The organism is Streptomyces sp. NPDC051822, assembly GCF_044452745.1.
GTDB lineage: Bacteria > Actinomycetota > Actinomycetes > Streptomycetales > Streptomycetaceae > Streptomyces.
This window is the reverse complement of record NZ_JBITBZ010000019.1, coordinates 21,953-38,344: the sequence shown is the minus strand read 5'-3', so window position 1 is coordinate 38,344 and position 16,392 is coordinate 21,953. Positions and strand designations below refer to the sequence as shown.

At 72.0% G+C, this 16,392-nt stretch carries 17 protein-coding genes; 6 read left to right on the top strand and 11 right to left on the bottom strand.

All coding sequences use genetic code 11. The annotated features are described in order from the left end of the window. Positions 1-10: 10 nt before the first annotated feature. Positions 11-1,171, bottom strand: a complete 1,161-nt coding sequence (locus tag ACIA8N_RS35435; RefSeq protein WP_365779726.1) for a GTP-binding protein — start codon at positions 1,169-1,171, stop codon at positions 11-13. Between the two features lie 6 nt (positions 1,172-1,177). Continuing rightward, a complete protein-coding gene (gene rpmF, locus ACIA8N_RS35430) occupies positions 1,178-1,348 on the bottom strand; it encodes a 50S ribosomal protein L32 (RefSeq protein ID WP_365779728.1) in 171 nt (56 codons plus the stop codon). A gap of 202 nt (positions 1,349-1,550) precedes the next feature. On the opposite strand from rpmF, the gene ACIA8N_RS35425 reads away from it, so the two are divergent. The 4 genes from ACIA8N_RS35425 (at position 1,551) to ACIA8N_RS35410 (ending at position 4,407) form a co-directional block, all read left to right on the top strand. Next, a complete protein-coding gene (locus tag ACIA8N_RS35425; RefSeq protein WP_030223408.1) occupies positions 1,551-1,796 on the top strand; it encodes a type B 50S ribosomal protein L31 in 246 nt (81 codons plus the stop codon). Further along, entirely contained in the window at positions 1,796-3,013 is a 1,218-nt protein-coding gene (locus ACIA8N_RS35420; protein ID WP_365779731.1) for a GTP-binding protein, read from the top strand. Before ACIA8N_RS35425 ends, ACIA8N_RS35420 begins: the two co-directional genes overlap by 1 nt. A gap of 53 nt (positions 3,014-3,066) precedes the next feature. Beyond that, positions 3,067-3,303, top strand: coding sequence for a 30S ribosomal protein S18 (gene rpsR / locus ACIA8N_RS35415; RefSeq protein WP_365779733.1), 237 nt, complete (start codon positions 3,067-3,069; stop codon positions 3,301-3,303). 237 nt (positions 3,304-3,540) lie between these two features. Beyond that, positions 3,541-4,407: an alpha/beta fold hydrolase gene (locus tag ACIA8N_RS35410; protein WP_365779735.1), complete on the top strand. Its 867-nt coding sequence runs from the start codon at positions 3,541-3,543 to the stop codon at positions 4,405-4,407. Between the two features lie 31 nt (positions 4,408-4,438). Here ACIA8N_RS35410 and ACIA8N_RS35405 read toward each other — a convergent pair whose 3' ends face one another. The 4 genes from ACIA8N_RS35405 to ACIA8N_RS35390 all read right to left on the bottom strand — a co-directional run bounded on the left by ACIA8N_RS35405 (position 4,439) and on the right by ACIA8N_RS35390 (position 7,044). Beyond that, positions 4,439-4,963: an N-acetyltransferase family protein gene (locus ACIA8N_RS35405; protein WP_365779737.1), complete on the bottom strand. Its 525-nt coding sequence runs from the start codon at positions 4,961-4,963 to the stop codon at positions 4,439-4,441. Between the two features lie 370 nt (positions 4,964-5,333). Further along, on the bottom strand, positions 5,334-5,900 hold the full coding sequence (locus ACIA8N_RS35400; protein ID WP_365779739.1) for a hypothetical protein: 567 nt from the start codon (positions 5,898-5,900) through the stop codon (positions 5,334-5,336). Between the two features lie 97 nt (positions 5,901-5,997). After that, positions 5,998-6,576, bottom strand: a complete 579-nt coding sequence (locus ACIA8N_RS35395) for a TIGR03086 family metal-binding protein (protein ID WP_365779742.1) — start codon at positions 6,574-6,576, stop codon at positions 5,998-6,000. 129 nt (positions 6,577-6,705) lie between these two features. Continuing rightward, positions 6,706-7,044, bottom strand: a complete 339-nt coding sequence (locus ACIA8N_RS35390) for a thioredoxin domain-containing protein (protein WP_365779744.1) — start codon at positions 7,042-7,044, stop codon at positions 6,706-6,708. Between the two features lie 259 nt (positions 7,045-7,303). On the opposite strand from ACIA8N_RS35390, the gene ACIA8N_RS35385 reads away from it, so the two are divergent. Further along, positions 7,304-9,526, top strand: a complete 2,223-nt coding sequence (locus tag ACIA8N_RS35385) for an RICIN domain-containing protein (RefSeq protein WP_365779746.1) — start codon at positions 7,304-7,306, stop codon at positions 9,524-9,526. 123 nt (positions 9,527-9,649) lie between these two features. On the opposite strand, the gene ACIA8N_RS35380 is transcribed toward ACIA8N_RS35385, so the two are convergent. Both ACIA8N_RS35380 and ACIA8N_RS35375 read right to left on the bottom strand, forming a co-directional pair. Next, a complete protein-coding gene (locus ACIA8N_RS35380) occupies positions 9,650-10,156 on the bottom strand; it encodes a DinB family protein (RefSeq protein WP_365779748.1) in 507 nt (168 codons plus the stop codon). Next, positions 10,153-11,136: an SMP-30/gluconolactonase/LRE family protein gene (locus ACIA8N_RS35375; protein ID WP_365779750.1), complete on the bottom strand. Its 984-nt coding sequence runs from the start codon at positions 11,134-11,136 to the stop codon at positions 10,153-10,155. The genes ACIA8N_RS35380 and ACIA8N_RS35375 overlap by 4 nt, the downstream gene beginning before the upstream one ends. Positions 11,137-11,243: 107 nt before the next feature. On the opposite strand from ACIA8N_RS35375, the gene ACIA8N_RS35370 reads away from it, so the two are divergent. Next, positions 11,244-11,696, top strand: a complete 453-nt coding sequence (locus ACIA8N_RS35370) for an Lrp/AsnC family transcriptional regulator (RefSeq protein ID WP_365779752.1) — start codon at positions 11,244-11,246, stop codon at positions 11,694-11,696. Here ACIA8N_RS35370 and ACIA8N_RS35365 read toward each other — a convergent pair. The 3 genes from ACIA8N_RS35365 to ACIA8N_RS35355 form a co-directional block, all read right to left on the bottom strand. Further along, positions 11,687-13,639 carry an acyl-CoA synthetase gene (locus tag ACIA8N_RS35365; RefSeq protein ID WP_365779754.1) on the bottom strand — a complete coding sequence of 651 codons (1,953 nt, stop codon included), beginning with the start codon at positions 13,637-13,639 and terminating at the stop codon, positions 11,687-11,689. The two genes, ACIA8N_RS35370 and ACIA8N_RS35365, sit on opposite strands and share 10 nt — an antisense overlap. Positions 13,640-13,692: 53 nt before the next feature. Then, a complete protein-coding gene (locus tag ACIA8N_RS35360; RefSeq protein WP_365779756.1) occupies positions 13,693-15,144 on the bottom strand; it encodes an amidase in 1,452 nt (483 codons plus the stop codon). A gap of 157 nt (positions 15,145-15,301) precedes the next feature. Next, on the bottom strand, positions 15,302-16,366 hold the full coding sequence (locus ACIA8N_RS35355; protein ID WP_365779758.1) for an Lrp/AsnC family transcriptional regulator: 1,065 nt from the start codon (positions 16,364-16,366) through the stop codon (positions 15,302-15,304). Positions 16,367-16,392: the final 26 nt, after the last annotated feature.

Sequence of the window (16,392 nt, the reverse complement as noted above, 5' to 3'; positions counted from 1 at the left end):
GCGTCTGCCCTCAGGCCGCCTGCTCGTGCTCGCAGGCGTCCTCGATGCCGTACGTCTCCCACGCGGGGAAGGCGTCGTCGGCGGGTACGGGCTCGCCCGGTGCGAGGAGGCAGGCGTCCAGAGCCGCGCGCAGGGCGTCGGCGCGCAGTCCCGTGCCGATGAAGACCAGCTCCTGCCCCTGTGCGGTCTCCGGGCCGCGGGCCCCCGAGGGCTCGAACCGGGCGACGGCGCCGGCCTGCGACCACAGTCCGGTGACCCGGGGCCGCGTGGCCAGCCAGAAGAAGCCCTTGGAGCGCAGCACGCGCCCGTAGGTTCCGCTGTCCATCCCCTTGGTGACGAAGGTCCACAGCCGGCCCGGGTGGAACGGCAGCCCGGAGCGGTACACCAGCGAGGAGATGCCGTACTCCTCGGTCTCCGGCACGTGGTCGCCGTTCAGCTCCTTGACCCAGCCGGGGGCCTGTTGGGCCCGCTCGACGTCGAACAGGCCGGTGCCCATGACCTGTTCGAGCGGCACGCGTCCGCGCACGGCGGGAACGACACGCGCCTCCGGATTGAGCCGGGAGAGGGTGGCGCGGAGCCGACGGGCCTCGTCAGGACCGACCAGGTCGAGCTTGTTCAGGACGATGACGTCCGCGAACTCGACCTGTTCCACCAGGAGATCGCTGACCGTGCGCTCGTCGTCCTCGTAGGGGGCGAGGCCGAGCTCGGCGAGCTCGTCGCCGGCGTCCAGCTCCGGCAGGAAGTTCGCGGCGTCCACGACGGTCACCATCGTGTCGAGGCGGGCGAGGTCGCCGAGGGTGGCCCCGTCGTCCCGGGGGAAGGAGAAGGTGGCGGCCACCGGCATGGGTTCCGAGATGCCGCTGGACTCGATGAGGAGATGGTCGAAGCGGCCCTCGCGGGCCAGCCGGTCGACCTCCTCCAGGAGGTCGTCGCGGAGGGTGCAGCAGATGCACCCGTTGGTCATCTCGACCAGTCGCTCCTCGGTACGGGACAGGGCGGCCTCACCGCCGCGCACGAGCGCCGCGTCGATGTTGACCTCGCTCATGTCATTGACGATGACCGCGACGCGCAGTCCTTCGCGGTTGCCGAGGACGTGGTTGAGGAGGGTGGTCTTCCCCGCGCCGAGGAATCCGGACAGGACGGTGACGGGGAGTCGCTCGGTGGGCGTCATGGGGGCTCAGCCCTCCGGGTGGAGCAGGCCGCGCTCGTACGCCTTCACCAGGCGCTGCGGCACCTGGTACACCGACCCGTCCACGGTGACGGGTACGAGCTGGGGGGTGCTCGCCTTCCACTGGGCGCGGCGGTGGCGGGTGTTGCTGCGGGACATCTTCCGCTTCGGGACGGCCATCAGGGATCTCCTAGGGGTCTGGGGGGAGGAGGAGCACGGCGAGGCTATATGAAAATGGATCCCATTATCAATCTGGCCGATGCGCCCCTTCCGCCCCAGGGGCCCCCGTCTTGGTAATGAAAACCATTGCCATATACTCCTCTCGTGGCACGCCGCGGAGCGCTGCCCCCACCCCCCCGCCCGACCACCGAAAGGCCCCGCAATGAAGCCCGGCATCCACCCCGCCTACGGGCCCGTCGTCTTCCGCGACTCCGCCTCCGGCACCGCGTTCCTCACCCGCTCCACCATGACCAGCGACAAGAGCATCGACTGGGAGGACGGCAACACCTACCCGCTCGTCGACGTGGAGATCTCCTCCGCGAGCCACCCCTTCTACACGGGCACCGCCCGCGTCCTCGACACCGCCGGCCGCGTCGAACGCTTCGAGCGCCGCTACGGAGCCCGCTGATGGAGCACGAAGGCAAGCTCCCCGTGGTGATCGTCGCCGGCATGCACGCCGACGCGCGGCGGGAGGTCGTCGAGCGCCTCCTGCACACCGTCCAGGGCAGCGTGGCACTGCACCACGACCTGTCCGGTGCACCCGACGGCACCGTGCTCCGCGTGATCCGCGACGCCTCGGGCCCCGTCTCCCGCGACGACACCCCCCTGGTCAACGACTGCGCGTGCTGCGCCCTGCGCGAGGACCTGGTCCCCGAACTGGAGCGGATGGCGGACGCCGGCCTGACCCGGCTCGCCGTGGTCGAACTGTGGGACTCGGTCGAACCGAAGGCCATGGCCGAGGTCGTCGCGGGACACGGCGGAGACCGGCTGGCGCTGACCGGCGTGATCACCGCAGTGGACCCCGCGCTCGTCCTGCCTTGTCTCGCCAACGGCGACGACCTGGCCGAGGCCGGCCTCGCTGCTGCCCCCACCGATCAGCGCACCGTCGGGGACACCTGGGCCCGCCAGCTGGAGTACGCGCCCGTCCTCGCCGTCGTCGACAACGACGAGGCCGACGACGAGGACCGGGCCCTCCTCGCGCAGCTGCACCCCACCGCGCGCCGGGTCCCGGCCGCCCCCGCATCCGACTCCTCCTCCGACCCCTCCTCCGACTCCTCCTCCGGCGAACCCGCCCGTTCCGCGTCCGCCGAACTCGTCCGGGCCGCCTTCGCCGGCGTCGACATCGAGGCCGCCGCCGCGGCTCAGCACCCCGCGTGCGCGCTGCTGCCCCAGGAGGCCGACGAGGCGGGCGTCTCCACGCTCGTCTGGCGCCGCCACCGGCCGTTCCACCCCGAGCGCCTCTACCAGGCGCTCGAAGACCTGTGCTGCGCCGCCGCCCGCAGCCGCGGCCGGTTCTGGCTCGCCGACCGGCCCGACACGCTGCTCGCGTGGGACGCGGCCGGCGGGGCGCTGTGCGTCGAGAGCGTCGGCCCCTGGCTGGCGTCGCTGCCGGACGCGGCCTGGGACATGGTCCCTGCCGTGCGCCGTGCCGCGGCCGCCCTCGACTGGCACCCCGACCACGGCGACTGCTGCCAGCACCTGGTGTTCACGTCACCCGGCCTCGACCGGGACGAGCTGGAACGGCTCCTCGACTCCTGCCTGCTGACGGACGAGGAGTACGGCTCGGGCCGCGAGGCGTGGAAGCACCTCCCTGCCGCCTTCGACTCCCTTCTCGACGCCTCCTGACCTCGTACGACCTGATCACACCGCCCGAAGAGCCCGTACAAGGAGATACGCCCATGGCCCGACGCCACGAAGCCCGCAAGCCCGCCACGCCCCGGCCCAACCCGCTCGACGCGGCCGGGATCACGTACATCGACTACAAGGACACCGATCTGCTGCGGAAGTTCATCTCCGACCGGGGGAAGATCCGCAGCCGTCGCGTCACCCGGGTGACGGCCCAGCAGCAGCGGGCCCTCGCCGCCGCCGTCAAGAACGCCCGCGAGATGGCCCTGCTGCCGTACGCCGGTCGTTGAGGCACCACTCGCCGGGCGGGCCCGGGTAGGCGTCGCGGCACCGGGCTTCCGGCGGGAAAACGGCTCGTCCGGCGCTGTGCCCGCCTGTTAGCGTCAGCGGCATGTGTTGCCACGTCATCCACAACTGGCCTTCCTGCCGCATCCGTTAGGCGTCCTGACCCTGCCGTGTCGGCCGTCGCCGACCCCGGGTCACACGTCCGCCGTTCACCTCACCTCCGGATGACGAGGATCCTCACCATGCGCGCAGACCCGCGCCCCACGTTCGTGTTCGTACACGGCGGCTCCAGCAACGCCAAGGCCTGGGGCCCGCTGCAGAACGAACTGGCCCTGCTCGGACACCGCTCGTACGCCGTCGACCTGCCCGGCCACGGCGACCTGGCCGACGGCCCCGCCGCGTACTACGGCCACCCCCAGGACACCGCGGCACTGGCCACCGCGCCCTCCCCGATGAGCGGCGTCACCCTGCACGACAACGTCACGCATGTCGTCGGCGTCCTGCGCCGGATCGCCGCACGCGGTCCGGTGATCCTGGTCGGCAACAGCCTCGGCGGTCTCACGATCAGCGCCGTCGCCAACGCGGTTCCCGAACTCCTGCACCGAGTGGTCTACCTCTCGGCGCTCTGCCTCAGCGACCCGGCGATGCTCACCGAGCCGTGGGACGCCGTCGACGACAACCTGCTGGACGCCGCGGCGGCCCGTATCGCCGTGCCGACGGACCTGCCCGATCCCGGGGTCGTACGGCTGAACTGGCGCGGCGCCCACGCCGATCCGGAACTGTTCGCCGCCCTGAAAGCCGCCGTCATGGCCGACGCGACGGACCACCGGTTCCGGCTGCTGCTCGACTCACTGGACCCGGACGAGAACTACGCGGTCCTCGCCCCGGCGGCGCTGGTCAGGGCCGACGGCTGGGGGCGCGTCCCGCACACGTACGTCCGTCTCTCCGAGGACCGCAGCCTCACCCCGTCCGTCCAGGACCTCATGATCCGCGAGGCGGATGCGCTGACCCCGCACAACCCGTTCGACGTGCACACCCTTGCCACCTCGCACATCGGCTACTTCGGCCGCCCCGGCCTCTTCGCCGAACTCCTGACCCGCCTGGTCTGAGCGCGCAGCCGGCCCGGGGCCGGCGTCGCGCTCACACCACGGTCGTGCTGCGGCGCTCGACTAGGACGGTGTCGCGCCAGCCGCCGTTCATGCGCCCGATGCGTTCGCGCGTGCCGATGACCCGGAAGCCGGCCCGCGCGTGGACGGCGAGGCTGGCCGCGTTCTCCGGGAAGATCCCCGCCTGGATCGTCCAGATCCCCGCCGCCTCGGTGGAGGCGACGAGCGCCTTCAGGAGGGCGGCGGCGACGCCCCGGCCGCGGGCGCCGGGGTGGACGTAGACGGAGTGCTCGACCACACCGGCGTACGCGCACCGGTCGGAGACCTTGGTGGCCGCCACCCAGCCCAGGACCCTGCCCGAGGCGTCGACGGCGGCGAAGCGGTGCTCGGGCAGCTTGGCCGCGTCGAACTGCTCCCAGGTGGGAGCGGTGGTCTCGAAGGTGGCGTCGCCCTCGTCGATGCCGGCCTGGTAGATCGCGACGACCTCGTCGGCGTGGCCGGCGGTCAGCGGCACCACCGAGAGGGTGTGAACGGAGTCGCAGTCGGAGTCGTTGGTCATGGGGCGGAGTCTGCCAGCACCGCGCTCGGCCGGCCCCGACACCGAGGCGGCCCGGCTTCCCGGACGCGTCGACGCCCGGGGGCGGGCGTGGGATCCGGGCCCGCCTGGCGATCGGAGCCGACGGCAAGGACTCCGCCGTGGCGAAGTACGCCGAGATGCCCGCGCGGCGGTACGAGAACACGCGTTCGGCTATCTCGCGCACTTCCGCGACCTCCCGCTGCGCGACGGGATCGGCCACACCTGGTTCCTCGAACCCCCGACATGGCGTACGCGCTTGCCAAGGCGACCGCCGTCGACCTCAGTCACCGCAAGGCGGCGGTCACGCGCGCGTTGAGCCGGGTGAGGTGGTGGACGACCAGGAGAAAACGACCTAGGCGCCGTCGACGACGTTCGGGTTGACGGCGTCGAAGACCATGACGCCGGTCGCGGGATCCAGCAGGAAGGTCGCCGTGTACACGTCGCCGGTGACCGCCGAGGTGAAACCCTCGCTCATCTGCCACGAGGTGCCCGCGGGTACCTCGGGCGCGATGGCCTCCAGGACGGACGGTGGCGTCTGGCCGGGCACCCAGTCGTACTCGGTCTGGAGCCGCCGCACGTCCGCCTTCGCGAGGGTCGCCACACCGGAGAACCGGAAGTCGGTGGGACCGGGCACTCGGGAGGACCCGCTGCCGAGGGGAGCCGAGGCCCACTCGACGCCGGTGATGTTCCCCAGCTGCGGGAACCGCCTCAGCACCGGATCCCTGTCCCGCCTGACCTCCACCGGCGGGTTCTGCTCGGCCGATCGGCTGGGCGCGTCGGCCGCGACGCGCCCTCCGTCCGAGCCGCCCGAGCCGCCCTGGGTTCCGCACCCGCTGATCAGAGCGAGCACCAACAGCGCTCCGACCGCCGTACGCCGTGCGTCGGCGAACCCCCTGGCCACCATCGCGCCGTCTCCCACGTGTCCCCCGCTCCCCCCGATCCGTCCACGAAGAGCTTCAGTGGACCACGTACGGCCCCGATCGGACCACCGCCGTTCCTAGGGGATGTCTTGCCGATCAGGCCGGGCGCCAGTCGGGGTGGCGGCCGCTGAGGCCGATCACGCGGTCCAGGAGGGGTGCGTCGGCCGGTACGGGGACGATCGGGCCGAAGAAACCTTGGCCGGAGGAGTCTTCGGTCGGGGTCAGCAGGGCCTCGGAGACCCTCAGTTCCTCCTCGCTCACCTCGTACGGCTGTCCGGTGGACCGCGCCAGGTCCCAGCCGTGGATCAGCAGTTCGTCGAGGGCGATGCGGCCCATGACGGCGGCCGGCAGGTCGATCCCGCCGGCCCGCGTGTCGCCCTCCCAGGCGCCCGGCTCCCGCCAGGCGGCGGCCAGTTCGTCCACCGCCTTCGGCAGTGCCGTCCGCCAGTCGTCCGCCAGTACCGGCCGGGACGAGCCGGGCGGGGTGTCGGTCGTGGGCCCGAAGTGCTTGCGGGCCGCGTCGCGGAAGGCGACGCTCAGCCCGGCGACGTGGGCGAGCAGTACCCCCACCGTGTACTCGGGGCAGGGCGTCGGGTCGCCGAGCCGCTCGTCGGCGATGCCCTCCGCGAGCCGGGCGACGCGCTCCGCCGCCGCTCCCAGGTCGATCTGTTCCATGCGTGAGGTGTTCTCCATACAGGGCAGACCGCCAGGCCACCCGAAACTCATCGCTCCGCGCCACCCCTCCGCCACGCATCACCGAAAGGCCTGGCCAGGGCGCGTACCCGGTGAGGGCGCACCCGGCTCTCAGAGGTGGGCGTCGAGGAGCTCCCGTACCTCCGTGCCGGTCAGGGGCCCCGTACCGTGGGCCAGCGCCTCTCCGTCCCTCAGGAGGACGTACGAGGGGGCTCCCGTGATCCCGTACCGCTCGGTCGCCGCCGGGCAGCGCGCGATGTCGGCGCGTACGACCGTCAGGCGGCCCGCGTACGCGTCGGCGACGTCGCCCACGACGAGGTCCATCGCCCGGCAGGGCTCGATGGCCTTGGGCCACGTCCCGATGAAGTAGGCGAGGACCGGGACTCTGCTCATCCGGAGGATGAAATCGAACTCCGCGTCCTCACGGGGCTGGTGAACCGGCTTCGCCATGGAAGCTCCTGACCTCGCGTTCCGTCATTCCGTCCCCATCATCCCCCGCGGGACGCCGACCGCGTTCCAGCCGGAAAATCCAAGCCCCGTGGGCGAGCGTCCATGTGCACGGCCGACGGCCACGCGCTTCTGTGTAACCAGCCGCCGTCGGCACCGGTCGGCAGTGGATGCGCCGTCGTGGAGCGCGGCGCACGGAGACCAGCCCAGGGAGTACCCGTTGTCAACTCCTGCAAGAAGTCCGCTCGGTACGGTTCTCGCCGTGACCCTCGCCGTATCCCTCGCGGTGGCCGGAGGGGGCGCCGCGGCGGCCCCTCCGGCCACGGCGGGCACATCCGCGTCGACGGCCGCCACCGCCGCCACGTACCAGGTCACCGTCGGCGCGAAGGGATCGTGGACCCACCCCGACGACACGCCGGCCGGCACCTACATCGACAAGGACGGCACCTTCTACTTCCAGCAGGCCCACGCGCTCTACGGAGCGACGCAGGAACGGAAGTGGAACTTCTACACCGGCACGAACTTCGACACCGCCGTCCGGTCGAGCGCCCTCAGCGACGCCGTGAACCCGGCGAACGCCGACGACAGGAACAACGACACGACCTGGCGGTGCAACAACAGCCCGACCGGTCTGGAGTCCACCCCGCCGCCGGCCGGTTCCGGGTACTCCCAGCGGAACTTCTGCGACCTGGCCGGGGTGTGGGTCGACCCGGACACCGGCGACTGGTACGGCCTGGTGCACAACGAGTTCACCCCGCAGCCGTTCGGTGACGGCGTCCACTACGACGGGATCGACTACGCGGTCTCCACCGACCAGGGCAGGACCTGGACCATCAAGAGCCACGTCATCACCTCCCCGTACAGCACCCGGCGGGGCGACACGGCGGCCTTCCCGCAGCAGACCTACCACTACGGCGACGGCGACCAGCGCCTGTTCGTCGACACCGCCTCGGGGTACTTCTACGCCTTCTACGGCTCGCGGATCGTGGAGAAGAACGGCGGCTGGAAGGCCTTCCACGCGCACGTGGCCCGCGCCCCCATCTCCGCCAAGATGGCGCCCGGTTCGTGGAGGAAGTGGTACGACGGAGCCTGGACCGAGCCCGGTGTCGGGGGCCGCGAGAGCAACATGACGCCGGTCGGGACCTCCGGCGGGACCGGCTACACCCCCGTCGGGGACGAGTACGACCCGGCGAACCCCGGCACCGTGAGCCAGCAGGTCGCGGCCGGCACCATGCCCGCCACCTCCCCCCTGTTCGTCATGGACATCACGTACAACGCCCACCTGGGGCTGTACATCGGCGAGCCGCAGGCCGTCGACCAGAGCGGCAACGCGCCCCAGGAGATCTACGCCACCGACAACCTCGCCACCCAGAAGTGGTTCCGACTCGGGGACACCGGCAGCTACCGGAACGCGTCCTGGTACCGCTGGTTCCTCGACGGCGTGAACAAGACCGGCTCCGGGATCGTCGGCAGGAACTTCCGCTCCTACTGCTCCTTCGGCTGTTCGGGCGGAACGTCCAGCGAGTACGTCAACCTGGCGATCGACACCTCCGCACCCGCCGCGCCCGTTGACACGAACAAGGCGTACCGCGTCGCCGACGCGAGCGGCCGGGTGCTCGCCCAGGTCACCGGAGGCACGGCCACCACGTCCGTGCCGTCGGCCACCGGCGCCGCCCTGGAATCGTGGATCTTCCACACCAACGGCGACGGCTCGTACCGCATCGCCAACGGCGCCACCGGACACCTCCTCGGCGTCGACTCCGCCACGACGAGCACCCGCGCCTGGGGTACCAGGCCGACGGTCACCGCGGCCCAGGCGGGCGGCCCCGGCGTCGGGCAGCAGTGGTTCGTCATCCCCGGCACCTCCGCCGCGAACGGCTCCCCGAACGGCACGTACCGACTGGTCAACCGCTACAGCGGCCTCGTGATCGGCATGTCCGCCGCCTCGAACCGACCGGTCGAGACGACCCCCACCCGCACCTGGACCAACAGCACCGGCAACGCGGTGGGCGGGACACGCACCGCGAACGAGCAGACCCTGACCCTCACCCCCGTCGGCGAGGCCCCCGGCACGATCCCCGACGGCGGCCACACCCTTGTCGCGAGCGGGAAGGCGCTGGACAACCCCGGCCACAGCACCACCCCCGGCACCCAGCTCGTCACCTGGACCCCGAACGGCGGCGCCAACCAGAGCTGGCGCTTCACCCGCCGCACCGACGGCTCCTACGAGCTCGCCAACGCCGAGTCGGGGCTCTGCGCCGACGTCGAGGGCGGGGCGACGGGCGCCGGCGCCAAGGTGATCCAGTGGACCTGCACCGGCGGCACCAACCAGCGCTGGACCGTGACACGGCAGGCGGGCGGCACGTACACCGTCACCTCCGTGAAGAGCGGTCTGGTCCTCACCACCGCGTCCGGCACCGACGGCGCCGCGGTCACCCAGCAGCCGGACACCGGAGCGCCCCTGCAGCGCTGGACGATCAACTGACCCCGGCCTGAGCCGCGCCGCCGTACGGCGCACGCGACCGGTACGGGGGAGGGGAGGGGCACGTGACCCGCGGTATGCCGATGACCGCGGGCCACGTGCGCCCTACGCCCCACGCCCCACGCCCTACCTGCCGACGGAACCGTCGGCCTGCTCTCGGAGGATGTCGGCGTGGCCCGCGTGGCGAGCCGTCTCCTCGATCATGTGGACGAGCACCCACCGCATCGATCGCACGACGCCCCCTCTGCCCGCCGCCCGAGCGCACGGGAGGCTCAGGTCGTCGCAGCGCTCGATGACCTCGTTCGACCGTTCCACGGCAGCGCGATAGGCGGCGAGGAGACTGTCCGCGCTGTCCTTCTCGGAAAGGTCCATGCCGAGGTCCGGATGCTCGATGTCGGCCCCCTCGAAGGCCCACGAGAACCAGTACACCTCCGCCGCGGCAAGGTGCTTGACCAGACCGAGGACGCTGGTCCCCGAAGGCACTCCGGGCGTTCGGCCCTGCCCGTCGTCGAGGCCCCGCGCCTTCGCCGCCACCGCGTCGCGGACGTAGTCCAGGAACGCGAGCAGGGTCGACTGCTCGTCCGACCCGCCGTCAGGAGGGCCCACATCGCGGCGCTCTCGTGTCCCTGTCATCGGAGCACACCAGCCGGATCGCCGAACGCCGGTCCGGCCGGCCACGGCCGGCGTCCCGGTCCGGTCGGGTGCGTGCCGGTGACGCCCATGACCACCGAGTACAGGCTGGTCTCCGCGGTGATGAAGAGGCGGTTGCGCTTCGCGCCGCCCCAGGAGATGTTGGCGACCGCCTCGGGGACGTTCAGGCGGCCGATCAGGGTGCCGTCGGGGTCGTAGCAGTGCACGCCGTCGTCCATCGCGGCGGCCCACAGCCGTCCGCCGTCGTCGAAACGGAGGTTGTCGAAGCGGGCCTTCCCGCGGGCTCCGGCCTCGGCGAAGACCTTGCCCTCGGACAGGGTGCCGTCGTCGCGTACGTCGAAGACCCGGATGAAGCCCGCGCGGGTGTCGGAGACGAACAGCTGCCGCTCGTCGAGCGAGAAGACCAGCCCGTTCGGCGCGCCGAAGCAGTCCGCGACCAGCCGCACTTCGCCCGTGGCCGGATCGATCCGGTAGACGTTGTTGGCGCCGATCTCGCTCTGCGCGCGGTACCCCTCGTAGTCGCTGGTGATGCCGAAGTCCGGGTCGGAGAACCAGATGGAGCCGTCGGACTTCACGGCCGCGTCGTTCGGGCTGTTCAGGCGCTTGCCCTGCCACCGGTCGGCCAGCACGGTGACGGTGCCGTCGTGCTCGGTCCGGGTCACCCGGCGGTTGCCCTGCTCGCAGGTGATCAGCCGGCCCTCGCGGTCGAGGGTGTTGCCGTTGGTGTGTCCGGCGGAGCGGCGGAAGACACTGACGGCGCCGGTCTCCTCGTCCCACCGCAGCATCCGGTCGTTGGGGATGTCGCTCCAGACCACCTGGCGCCAGGCGGGCACGTAGATCGGCCCCTCGGCCCAACGACAGCCGGTGTACAGGACCTCCAGCGCTTCGTCACCGTTCATGCACCTGCCGGTACGGAACCGGTCGTCAAGCATCTCGTAAAGACCCGGGCGGTCGCCGCTCATGAAGTCCACTCCTCACGAAACCCCACACATGCCGAATGTGAATCGGCCTGAGGCGCATGTTGCAAGATGGGATACTGTCCTGGCTAGTCGATTCCGAATGGAGAGTTGTGGATCACATCGATCGCGCACTGCTGGCGCAGCTCCAGCAGGACGCCACGCAGCCCTACGCCGCGCTCGGTCAGGCCGTCGGCCTGTCCGCCGGTGCCGCCCACGAGCGGGTGCGGAAGCTGCGGGAGCGCGGCGTCATCCGGCGTACCGCCGTCGACGTGGACCCGGCCGCCGTGGGCAGCGCCGTCCTGGCCTACGTGATGGTCGACTCGACGTCCTGGATGGGTGACTCGGCGCGGGACTTCGCCGCGCTCCCCGAGGTCCTGGAGGCGCACGTCATCGCCGGCAGCGCCTCGGTGCTCGTGAAGGTCAGGACCGCGACCACCGAGCAGCTGCAGGACGTGCTGCGGCGGATCTATGCCATCGAGGGGGTCAGCGGAACGCAGGCGACGGTGGTCCTGGAGACCTTCTTCGAGCGGCCGCTGTCCCCGCTGGCCACGGATCAGGCGTGACCGCCCCAAGCCCGGGGCCGGCCGCCGTCCGCGTCGGTGAACGTCCAGTCCACGCCGTACGGGGCGAGCTGGGTGGTGATGCGGCGGCGTAGGGCGGGGTCGGAGACCGGAGGCAGGGACACCACCGGGCGGCCGTCGGTCAGGTCGCACCGGATCTGCCGGTCGGAGAAGGCGATGCCGATGGCGGCCAGGGCGCCGGAGAAGGCGCGCCGGGTGGCGTCGAGGTGCAGGGGCACCTTGGAGGGCTTGCCGATGTCGGTCAGGGGCAGCGTCGTCAGGATGATGACGTCCTTGGGGGCCGCGGCTCGCTCGGGTACGTGTCGTGCGGCGAACGCGATCAGTTCGTCGGCGCCGGTGGCGGTCTCGCCGGGGGCCAGGGTGACGTACGCGACCGGGACTTCGCCGGAGTGCGGATCGGGGCGGCCGACGGCGCTCGCGCCGGTGACGGCCGGGTGGGCGAGGAGCGCGTCCTCGATGACGGCGGGGTCGATGTTGTGGCCGCCGCGGATGATCAGGTCCTTCGCGCGGCCGAGCAGGTGGATGAAGCCGTCGGCGTCCACGCGTGCGAGGTCACCGGTGTCGAGCCAGCCGTCGCGCACGGTGCCGAGGGTGTCCAGGCGCGGTCCGTCGGCGTCGTGGCCCACGACGTAGCCGGGGAAGACGGTGGGGCCGCTGATGGCGAGGACGCCGGGTTCACCCTGCGGAAGGTCGTGCCACCGGCCGTCGCCGTCGATCCGTACCGTCTTCACCCGCTGGTACGGCATGCGCTGCCCGGCCGCCTCGGGCCGCTGGTGTCCGCGCAGGAAGCTCCGGGCGCTGCCGCAGGTGGCCTCGGTCAGTCCGTACCCCTGGCACAGGGGGACGCCGGTGTGGTCCTCGAACGCCGCGCGTACCGCAGGCGGCAGAGGGGACGCCCCGACGATCGCGAAGCGCAGCGAGGTGATGTCCGCGTCGAGCGGCACCCGGGCGAGTCCGGCGTAGACGGTCGGAACGGCGGACATGGTGGCGATCCGGAAGTGCTCGACGATCTTCCAGATGACCTTGGACAGCGCCGGATCGCGGTAACCGAGGGGACCGGCCCACACGCTGTGCTGACCGCGCAGCAGCGGCGCGAGGAGGGTGACGACCAGGGCGTTGACGTGGAACAGCGGCAGCCCGGCGAAGAGGACGGAATCGGAGTCCAGCAGGCTGTTGGCCGCGATCATCCAGGCGTCGGTCACCTCGTTGGCATGGGTGTGCGCGGCCAGCTTGGGAGCGCCGGTGGTACCGCCGGTGTGGAAGTACGCGGCCAGGTCACCCGCTTTCGGGGGCACCACCCCGGGACGGAGTTCCGCCGGCTGGGCGGCGGCCGCGACGTGCAGATAGGCGACCTCCACCCCCTCGACCGGCTCCAGAGCGGGGGCGGCGGCGGGCGCGCCGACGGGGCGCAGCGCGAAGAGCGCCGAGCAGCGGAGCGATGCCGCCACGGTGCGGGCCGTCCGCCAGGCGCCGGGGTCGAGTTCGGGTCCGGCCGCGACCAGGATCCTCGCCCCGCCGAGACCCAGCAGGCGTTCGGCGTGCTCGGCGGCGAGGGAGGGGTTGACCGGTGCGGCGATGCCCGCGAGCTGGGCGGCCAGGAGTGCGGCGGGCAGCAGGCCGGTGTTGGGGGTCAGCAGGCCCACGGCGGTGGTGCGGCGGACGCCGTGCTGGTGGAACAGGTTCGCGATGCGGTGTACGTCGTCGCGCAGCCGGGCGAAGCCCACGGTCTCGCCACGCGTCCACCGCTCCGCGCCGGGCAGCGCGGTGAGCGCCGGCCGGTCGGGCCACAGCGCGGCGGCGCGGGCCAGAACGTCGTAGGTGGAACCCGGCAGGCCGCGGTCCTCCAGGGGGACGGACTCGACGGTCTTCAGGTCGTCCGGCTCGCCGTACGTCGGCCAGAGCGGATCGCCTTGCGTGGTGCTCACGGGAACTGCCTTTCGTGCGAGGGCTGGTGGAGGGGGGCGAGAACGAGAGGCCTCTACGCCAGCCGGTCCTCGATCCGCGCGTACGACCAGGGGCGCAGGATCTCCAGGGCCTTGCCGACGCGGAAGACGGCCGGGTCGTCGTAGGGGTGGCCGACGATCTGGAGGCCGGTGGGCAGTCCCCAGCTCGACATGCCGGAGGGGACGTTGAGGACGGGGCAGCGGTTGTTGATGTTGAAGGGGCTGGTCATGGCGCTCCACAGCGTGTCGGCCACCTCCTCGCCGTGCACCACGATCTTCTCGCCCGCGAGGTCGTCGCCCGCGTGCCAGCCGGGGACGGCGGTGGTGGGGCAGAGCATGGCGTCGAATCCGGCCATGGCGGTGGCGAGCTCCCGTTGCAGCCGGTGCTCGGCGCGCAGGGAGTCGAGGTAACTCACCTGGGAGCGGGCGTACGTCATGGCGTCGGCGAAGGCGACCGCGTACGGGCTCAGCAGGTCGCGACGGGTCTCGGCGGCCTCGATGACGAGGGCGCCGAAGATGGTCGAGAAGTGGCCGGCGAGCGAGGTGAGCAGCTCGGTACGGGTCCAGGGGAGGGTGATCTCCTCCACGTGCGCGCCGGCGTCGGAGAGGGCCTGGGCGGACGCGCGGGTGTGGGCCTCGACCTCCGGGTGGACGTCGTACTCGCCCAGCCGTACGCACAGGGCGATCCGCATGCCGCGGACGTCCTCGTACGCGGTGGGCAGCGTCAGCTTGGGGCGGATCGAGGTGTGGTCGCGGGGATCGGGACCGGCCAGGACGTTCTGGAAGGCGAGGGTGTCGTCCACCGTGCGGGCCATCGGGCCGTCACCGCGGTAGTGGTCGGCGGTGAGCACGCCGAGCCCGGGATTGCGGCCGTAAGGAGCCTTGAAGCCGACCGTTCCGGTGAACGCGGCGGGGATGCGGGTGGAGCCGCCGATGTCGGAGGCGGTGGCGAGCAGGGTCGTGCCGGCGGCGAGGGCGGCGCCGGAGCCGCCGGAGGAGCCGCCGGGGGTGAAGTCGAGGTTCCACGGGTTGCGGGTGACGCCCCACAGGCGGGAGTGGGTGTAGGTGGAGAGGGAGAACTCGGGGGTGGTGGTGCGGGCGTGGATGATGCCGCCCGCGTCGAGGACGCGATCGATCACGGGAGCGTTCTCGGTGGCGATCCGGCCTTCGTGGACGAGGGAGCCGTCCGTCAGGGTGCGGCCCAGGATGGCGTGCTTCTCCTTCGCCGCGACCGGGACGCCCTCCAGCGGGCGGGGCGTCAGGCCGTTCTTGCCGAGGTAGCGGTCCTCGGCGTGCCCGGCCTGCTCCAGGGCCTCGTCGAAGAGGCGCTCGCTGAAGGCGTTGATCCGCGGTTCGACCTTCTCGGCGCGTTCCACGACCGCTCGCATCAGCTCGACCGGAGACACCTCGCGGCGGGTGAAGAGCCGGATGGCCTCGGTGGCGCTGAGGTGGACAAGGCCGTCGCCGGCGGGCGTGTGGCTGGACATGGGCGTCCCTCTCGGTCATGGGCTGAGGCCGGCCGGTGGGCCGTCTGCCGGTGGTGTCAGCCTCATGGACCGGTCCCGTCCGCCCCGCGGATTGCATGGATCCGCCACGACCGGGGGCGCTGTGCGGGAAACCGCAGCTCGCTCGGGCGGGCGTGATTCAGGCGACCGGGGCCCACAGGTCGATGGGAACGAAGCCCGTACTGCGGCCGTCGTCGGCGAGCAGGCGCCCCATGCGCTTGATCCATCGAAGGTTCACCGCGCGGTTGAGAACGCGCACGGAGGTGATCCTGGCGGCGGTCTGGGCCTCGTAGCGGGCGAGGTCGTCCAGCGCGTGCAGCCACACGACGCTCAGCAGATTGGCCTCCGAGGACACCGACGCCGCCATACGGGTGCTCCGCAGTCGACCCAACTCGTCACCCGCCAAGGTGAGTTGCGCGGGCGGCACCGACATCCAGACGGTCGCCGAGCTGCGCCAGCCCGAGTGCACGTGGGCGGTGTCGACGCGCAGTACCGCTCTGCCGCCGTGCAGCAGGGAGTGCAGCAGCCGCCGCACCGTCGACTCCGGCCGGTCCAGTTCGGCGGCGATCGAGGCGATGGACCGGCGGCCGTCCTGCGCGAGGGCGAACATCAGGGCACGGTCCTCGGGCGCGAGGACCGCGGCGGCGTGACGGGCGGCACTGTCCTCGGCCTCCGCCAGATCCCGCCGCTGATCGCGGGAGAGCGAGTCCATGCGCCACTCGCTTCCGTCCTGGTACAGGTGCTGCACCAGATGGGTGCGGGTGCCGGTCACCGCCTCGTCCCGGCCGAGAGCGAGGACGTACGCGGTCATCGACGACCTGGTGGCCGTGGCCAGCGTCAGGAGCAGGTCGCACGATCCCGCCACCAGCTCCACGCTCATCGCGTGCGGGTGTCGCGCGAGCCGGTCGGCGAGGGCCTCCCGGGCCTGCGGCACGCACGACACCTCGATCAGGGCGAGGGCGCCGTGCGCGACCTGGGAGGGAGCCGCATGGCAGGTGACCCACGCCTCGCCGGAGGCACGCAGCCGGGCCCAGCGCCGCGAGAGCGTCGCCGCGTCCACGCCGAGCGGGCGCGCCAACTGCGCCCAGGGGGCGCGGGGTGCCATCTGCAGCGCGTTGACGAGCGCGAGATCGAGTTCATCGAGTGTTCCCCGGGGCGGGGTGTCGACCGCGGCCGGGCCGACAGATGCTGCGGATCCATGCATGTGAGCGCCTCCCAGCTGCGGATTCT